This is a genomic window from Escherichia sp. TW14182 (genome assembly GCF_000208525.1).
GTDB lineage: Bacteria > Pseudomonadota > Gammaproteobacteria > Enterobacterales > Enterobacteriaceae > Escherichia > Escherichia ruysiae.
Map to the genome: position 1 here is coordinate 1 of NZ_AEJZ01000285.1, position 6,984 is coordinate 6,984.

Consider the following 6,984-nt stretch of genomic DNA (forward strand, 5'->3'; position numbering starts at 1 on the left):
TTTTCCCCCTCGCCCCTTTGGGGAGAGGGCCGGGGTGAGGGGAAATGACCTCTCTGGAGTCAACATGTTAGAAGATCTCAAACGCCAGGTATTAGAAGCCAATCTGGCGCTCCCAAAACACAACCTGGTCACGCTGACCTGGGGCAACGTCAGCGCCGTTGATCGCGGGCGCGGCGTCTTGGTGATCAAACCTTCCGGCGTCGATTACAGCGTCATGACCGCCGACGATATGGTCGTGGTCAGTATCGAAACCGGTGAAGTGGTTGAGGGCAAGAAAAAGCCCTCCTCCGACACGCCAACTCACCGGCTGCTCTATCAGGCATTCCCGTCCATTGGTGGCATTGTGCATACACACTCGCGCCACGCCACCATCTGGGCGCAGGCGGGTCAGTCGATTCCAGCAACCGGCACCACCCACGCCGACTATTTCTACGGCACCATTCCCTGCACCCGCAAAATGACCGACGCAGAAATCAACGGTGAATATGAGTGGGAAACCGGTAACGTCATCGTAGAAACCTTCGAAAAACAGGGTATCGATGCGGCGCAAATGCCAGGCGTGCTGGTGCATTCTCACGGTCCGTTTGCGTGGGGTAAAAATGCCGAAGATGCGGTGCACAACGCCATCGTGCTGGAAGAAGTCGCTTATATGGGGATTTTCTGCCGTCAGTTAGCGCCGCAGTTACCGGATATGCAACAAACATTGCTGGATAAGCACTATCTGCGTAAGCATGGCGCAAAAGCCTATTACGGCCAGTAATGACTGTATAAAACCACAGCCAGTCAACCAAAACCAGGCTATACTCAAGCCTGGTTTTTTATTGGATTTTCAGCGTGGCGCAGGCAGGTTTTATCTTAACCCGACACTGGCGGGACACCCCGCAAGGAACCGAAGTTTCCTTTTGGTTAGCGACGGACAACGGGCCGTTGCAGGTCACGCTTGCGCCGCAAGAGTCCGTGGCGTTTATTCCCGCTGATCACGTTCCCCGCACTCAACATATTTTGCAGGGTGAGCAAGGATTTCGCCTGACGCCGCTGGCGTTAAAGGATTTTCACCGCCAGCCGGTGTATGGCCTTTATTGTCGCGCCCATCGCCAGTTGATGAATTATGAAAAGCGCCTGCGTGAAGCTGGCGTTACCGTTTACGAGGCCGATGTGCGCCCGCCAGAACGCTATCTGATGGAACGGTTTATTACCGCTCCGGTGTGGGTCGAGGGTGATTTGCGTGATGGCGCTATCGTTAATGCTCGCCTGAAACCGCATCCCGACTACCGCCCGCCGCTCAAGTGGGTCTCTATAGATATTGAAACCACCCGCCATGGTGAGCTGTACTGCATCGGCCTGGAAGGTTGCGGGCAGCGCATCGTTTATATGCTGGGGCCAGAGAATGGCGACGCCTCCTCGCTCGATTTCGAACTGGAATACGTCGCCAGCCGCCCGCAGCTACTGGAAAAACTCAACGCCTGGTTTGCCAACCACGATCCCGATGTGATCATCGGCTGGAACGTGGTGCAGTTCGATCTGCGAATGCTGCAAAAACATGCTGAGAGATACCGCATTCCGCTGCGTCTGGGGCGTGATAACAGCGAGCTGGAGTGGCGTGAGCACGGCTTTAAAAACGGCGTCTTTTTTGCCCAGGCCAAAGGCCGGCTAATTATCGACGGTATCGAGGCGCTAAAATCCGCGTTCTGGAATTTCTCTTCATTCTCGCTGGAAACTGTCGCTCAGGAGCTGTTAGGCGAAGGCAAATCTATCGATAACCCGTGGGATCGGATGGACGAGATTGACCGCCGTTTCGCCGAAGATAAACCTTCGCTTGCGACTTATAACCTGAAAGATTGCGAGCTGGTCACCCAGATCTTCCACAAAACCGAAATCATGCCGTTTTTACTCGAACGGGCGACGGTTAACGGCCTGCCTGTAGATCGCCACGGGGGTTCGGTGGCGGCGTTTGGTCATCTCTATTTTCCGCGAATGCATCGCGCTGGTTATGTCGCGCCTAATCTCGGCGAAGTGCCGCCGCACGCCAGCCCTGGCGGCTACGTGATGGATTCGCGACCAGGGCTGTATGATTCGGTGCTGGTGCTGGACTACAAAAGCCTGTACCCGTCGATCATCCGCACCTTTCTGATTGATCCCGTCGGGCTGGTGGAAGGCATGGCGCACCCCGATCCAGAGCACAGTACCGAAGGTTTTCTCGAAGCCTGGTTCTCGCGGGAAAAACATTGCCTGCCAGAGATCGTAACTAACATCTGGCACGGGCGCGATGAAGCCAAACGTCAGGGTAATAAACCACTTTCGCAGGCGCTGAAGATCATTATGAATGCCTTTTATGGCGTGCTTGGTACGACCGCCTGCCGGTTCTTCGATCCGCGCCTGGCGTCGTCGATCACCATGCGCGGACATCAGATCATGCGGCAAACCAAAGCGTTAATTGAAGCGCAAGGCTATGACGTGATCTACGGCGACACCGACTCAACGTTTGTCTGGCTGAAAGGCGCACATTCGGAAGAAGAGGCGGCGAAAATCGGTCGTACACTGGTGCAGCACGTTAACGCCTGGTGGGCTGAAACGCTGCAAAAACAACGGCTGACCAGCGCACTGGAACTGGAGTATGAAACTCATTTCTGCCGTTTTCTGATGCCAACCATTCGCGGAGCCGATACCGGCAGTAAAAAGCGTTATGCCGGGCTGATTCAGGAGGGTGACAAACAGCGGATGGTATTTAAAGGGCTGGAAACGGTGCGCACCGACTGGACGCCGCTGGCTCAGCAGTTTCAGCAGGAACTGTATTTGCGCATCTTTCGCAACGAGCCATATCAGGATTATATCCGCGAGACCATCGACAAACTGATGGCTGGTGAACTGGATGCGCGGCTGGTTTATCGTAAACGCCTTCGACGTCCGCTGAGCGAATATCAGCGTAATGTGCCGCCTCATGTACGCGCCGCACGCCTTGCCGATGAAGAAAACCAAAAGCGTGGTCGTCCTTTGCAATATCAGAACCGTGGCACCATTAAATATGTCTGGACCACTAACGGCCCGGAACCGCTGGACTATCAACGTTCACCGCTGGATTACGAACACTATCTGACTCGCCAGCTTCAACCGGTGGCGGAAGGAATACTCCCTTTTATTGAGGATAATTTTGCTACACTTATGACCGGGCAACTTGGGCTATTTTGAGCAAAAAAAAGAGTTCGTCAGATACCATTTTGATGCGTGACGAATCCTTTGCCATCCAGTACCATAGCGCCCTTTCCATTCCTGGACCTGAATAACGCCACTACCACATAAGCCCGGTAGCGGGTAGTTATTGCCTGCAATTAAAGATATAGAGCCGAACACATATGCCTTTTACACTTGGTCAACGCTGGATCAGCGATACAGAAAGCGAATTGGGACTTGGAACCGTTGTCGCGGTGGATGCGCGAACTGTCACTCTGCTTTTCCCATCTACGGGTGAAAACCGTCTGTACGCACGCAGTGATTCCCCCGTGACCCGCGTGATGTTCAACCCTGGTGATACCATTACCAGCCACGATGGCTGGCAGATGCAAGTCGAAGAAGTAAAAGAAGAAAATGGCTTGCTGACCTATATCGGTACTCGCCTGGATACTGAAGAGTCCGGCGTAGCCCTGCGTGAAGTTTTCCTTGATAGCAAACTGGTGTTCAGCAAACCGCAGGACCGTCTGTTTGCCGGGCAGATTGACCGTATGGACCGCTTTGCGCTGCGTTATCGCGCGCGTAAGTATTCCAGCGAACAGTTCCGTATGCCGTACAGCGGCCTGCGCGGTCAGCGTACCAGTCTGATCCCGCACCAGCTCAACATCGCTCATGATGTTGGTCGCCGCCACGCGCCGCGCGTCCTGCTGGCTGACGAAGTGGGTTTAGGGAAAACCATTGAAGCTGGGATGATCCTGCATCAGCAGTTGCTCTCTGGCGCTGCTGAACGTGTGCTGATTATCGTCCCGGAAACCTTACAGCATCAGTGGCTGGTAGAAATGCTGCGCCGTTTCAACCTGCGCTTTGCCCTGTTTGATGATGAGCGTTACGCCGAAGCCCAGCACGATGCCTACAACCCGTTCGACACCGAACAGCTGGTGATTTGCTCGCTGGATTTTGCCCGCCGCAGCAAACAGCGTCTGGAACATCTCTGTGAAGCCGAGTGGGATCTGCTGGTAGTCGATGAAGCGCATCACCTGGTGTGGAGCGAGGATGCACCGAGCCGTGAATATCAGGCCATTGAACAACTGGCAGAGCATGTGCCGGGCGTTCTGCTGCTGACCGCAACCCCGGAACAGCTGGGGATGGAAAGCCACTTCGCCCGTCTACGTCTGCTGGACCCGAACCGTTTCCACGATTTTGCGCAATTCGTTGAAGAGCAGAAAAATTATCGTCCGGTTGCGGACGCCGTTGCCATGCTGCTGGCAGGTAACAAACTGAGCAATGACGAACTGAACATGCTCGGTGAGATGATCGGCGAACAGGATATCGAGCCGCTGTTGCAAGCAGCAAACAGCGACAGCGAAGATGCCCAGAGCGCCCGTCAGGAACTGGTTTCGATGCTGATGGATCGCCACGGCACCAGCCGCGTGCTGTTCCGTAACACCCGTAACGGCGTAAAAGGCTTCCCGAAACGCGAGCTGCACACCATTAAGCTGCCGCTGCCGACGCAGTATCAGACGGCTATTAAAGTGTCCGGCATTATGGGCGCACGTAAAAGTGCGGAAGACCGCGCCCGCGATATGCTCTATCCGGAGCGTATTTATCAGGAATTTGAAGGCGATAACGCCACCTGGTGGAACTTTGATCCGCGCGTTGAGTGGCTGATGGGCTATCTGACCAGTCATCGCTCACAGAAAGTGTTGGTGATCTGCGCCAAAGCCGCCACCGCGCTGCAACTAGAGCAGGTGCTTCGCGAACGTGAAGGTATTCGCGCAGCGGTGTTCCACGAAGGCATGTCGATTATCGAACGTGACCGCGCAGCCGCCTGGTTCGCCGAAGAAGATACCGGCGCACAGGTGCTGCTGTGCTCGGAAATCGGTTCTGAAGGACGTAACTTCCAGTTCGCCAGCCACATGGTAATGTTCGATCTACCGTTCAACCCAGACCTGCTGGAGCAGCGTATTGGTCGTCTGGATCGTATCGGTCAGGCGCACGATATTCAGATCCACGTACCTTATCTGGAAAAAACCGCTCAGTCGGTGCTGGTGCGCTGGTATCACGAAGGTCTGGATGCGTTCGAGCACACCTGCCCGACCGGACGTACTATCTACGATAGCGTGTACAACGATCTGATTAACTACCTGGCTTCACCCGATCAAACCGAAGGCTTTGACGATCTGATCAAAAACTGCCGCGAGCAACACGAAGCCCTGAAAGCACAACTGGAGCAGGGTCGTGACCGCCTGCTGGAGATCCACTCCAACGGTGGCGAAAAAGCCCAGGCACTGGCAGAAAGCATTGAAGAGCAGGATGACGATACCAACCTGATCGCCTTCGCCATGAACCTGTTCGATATTATCGGTATTAATCAGGACGATCGCGGCGACAACATGATCGTGCTGACGCCGTCCGATCATATGCTGGTGCCGGACTTCCCAGGCCTGTCGGAAGATGGCATCACCATCACCTTTGATCGTGAAGTGGCGCTGGCGCGTGAAGATGCACAGTTTATTACCTGGGAGCATCCGCTGATCCGCAACGGTCTGGATCTGATCCTTTCTGGCGATACTGGTAGCAGCACGATTTCACTGTTGAAAAACAAAGCGTTGCCGGTAGGTACGCTGTTGGTGGAACTGATTTACGTGGTTGAAGCACAAGCGCCGAAGCAGTTGCAGCTCAACCGCTTCCTGCCGCCGACGCCGGTACGTATGCTGTTGGATAAAAACGGCAACAACCTGGCGGCACAGGTAGAGTTTGAAACCTTTAACCGTCAACTTAACGCAGTGAATCGCCACACCGGTAGCAAGCTGGTTAACGCCGTACAGCAAGAGGTTCACGCTATCCTGCAACTGGGTGAAGCGCAGATTGAGAAGTCTGCCCGTGCACTGATCGATGCGGCGCGTAACGAAGCTGACGAAAAACTGTCTGCGGAACTGTCGCGTCTGGAAGCACTGCGCGCAGTGAACCCGAACATTCGTGACGACGAACTGGCCGCCATTGAAAGCAACCGTCAGCAGGTAATGGAAAGTCTGGATCAGGCAGGCTGGCGTCTGGATGCCCTGCGTTTAATCGTTGTGACGCATCAGTAACGGAGCCGAAGATGGGGATGGAAAACTACAATCCGCCGCAGGAACCCTGGCTGGTTGTCCTGTATCAGGATGATCACATTATGGTGGTCAACAAGCCGAGCGGTTTGTTGTCTGTGCCGGGACGTCTGGAAGAGCACAAAGACAGCGTGATGACGCGCATTCAGCGCGATTATCCGCAGGCGGAATCGGTGCATCGTCTGGATATGGCCACCAGCGGCGTGATTGTAGTGGCGCTGACTAAAGCTGCGGAGCGGGAATTAAAACGCCAGTTCCGCGAGCGCGAGCCGAAAAAACAGTATGTGGCTCGCGTCTGGGGGCATCCATCCCCTGCGGAAGGTCTGGTGGATCTGCCGTTGATTTGCGACTGGCCAAACCGCCCGAAACAAAAAGTCTGTTACGAAACGGGTAAGCCTGCGCAGACAGAATATGAAGTCGTGGATTATGCGGCGGATAACACGGCAAGAGTGGTGTTAAAGCCGATTACCGGACGTTCGCATCAGCTACGTGTGCATATGCTGGCGCTGGGGCATCCGATTCTCGGCGATCGTTTTTATGCTTCACCAGAAGCCAGGGCGATGGCACCGCGTTTGCTGCTACATGCAGAGATGTTGACGATTACCCATCCGGCATATGGCAATAGTATGACGTTTAAGGCGCCAGCGGATTTTTGATAGTGACGACGGCGCAGTCCGGTAGTCCGGATAAGGCGTTCACGCCGCATCCGGCA

The 6,984-nt window shown here is 54.8% G+C and carries 4 protein-coding genes; all 4 read left to right on the plus strand.

The window, feature by feature from the left end; genetic code table 11:
• Window positions 1–64 precede the first annotated feature (64 nt).
• The 4 genes from araD (at window position 65) to rluA (ending at window position 6,928) form a co-directional block, all read left to right on the plus strand.
• Window positions 65–760 (plus strand): L-ribulose-5-phosphate 4-epimerase, encoded by a 696-nt coding sequence (gene araD / locus EQY_RS0120045; protein ID WP_000888701.1) that lies wholly within the window; start codon window positions 65–67, stop codon window positions 758–760.
• A gap of 74 nt (window positions 761–834) precedes the next feature.
• The gene (gene polB / locus EQY_RS0120050; protein ID WP_000035624.1) at window positions 835–3,186 is read left to right on the plus strand and encodes a DNA polymerase II; all 2,352 of its coding nucleotides are present in this window, start codon (window positions 835–837) and stop codon (window positions 3,184–3,186) included.
• A 164-nt stretch (window positions 3,187–3,350) separates the two neighbouring features.
• Window positions 3,351–6,257, plus strand: a complete 2,907-nt coding sequence (gene rapA / locus EQY_RS0120055) for an RNA polymerase-associated protein RapA (RefSeq protein WP_001117013.1) — start codon at window positions 3,351–3,353, stop codon at window positions 6,255–6,257.
• Window positions 6,258–6,268: 11 nt separating this feature from the next.
• Window positions 6,269–6,928: a bifunctional tRNA pseudouridine(32) synthase/23S rRNA pseudouridine(746) synthase RluA gene (gene rluA / locus EQY_RS0120060; RefSeq protein WP_000525207.1), complete on the plus strand. Its 660-nt coding sequence runs from the start codon at window positions 6,269–6,271 to the stop codon at window positions 6,926–6,928.
• The last annotated feature ends 56 nt before the right edge of the window (window positions 6,929–6,984 follow it).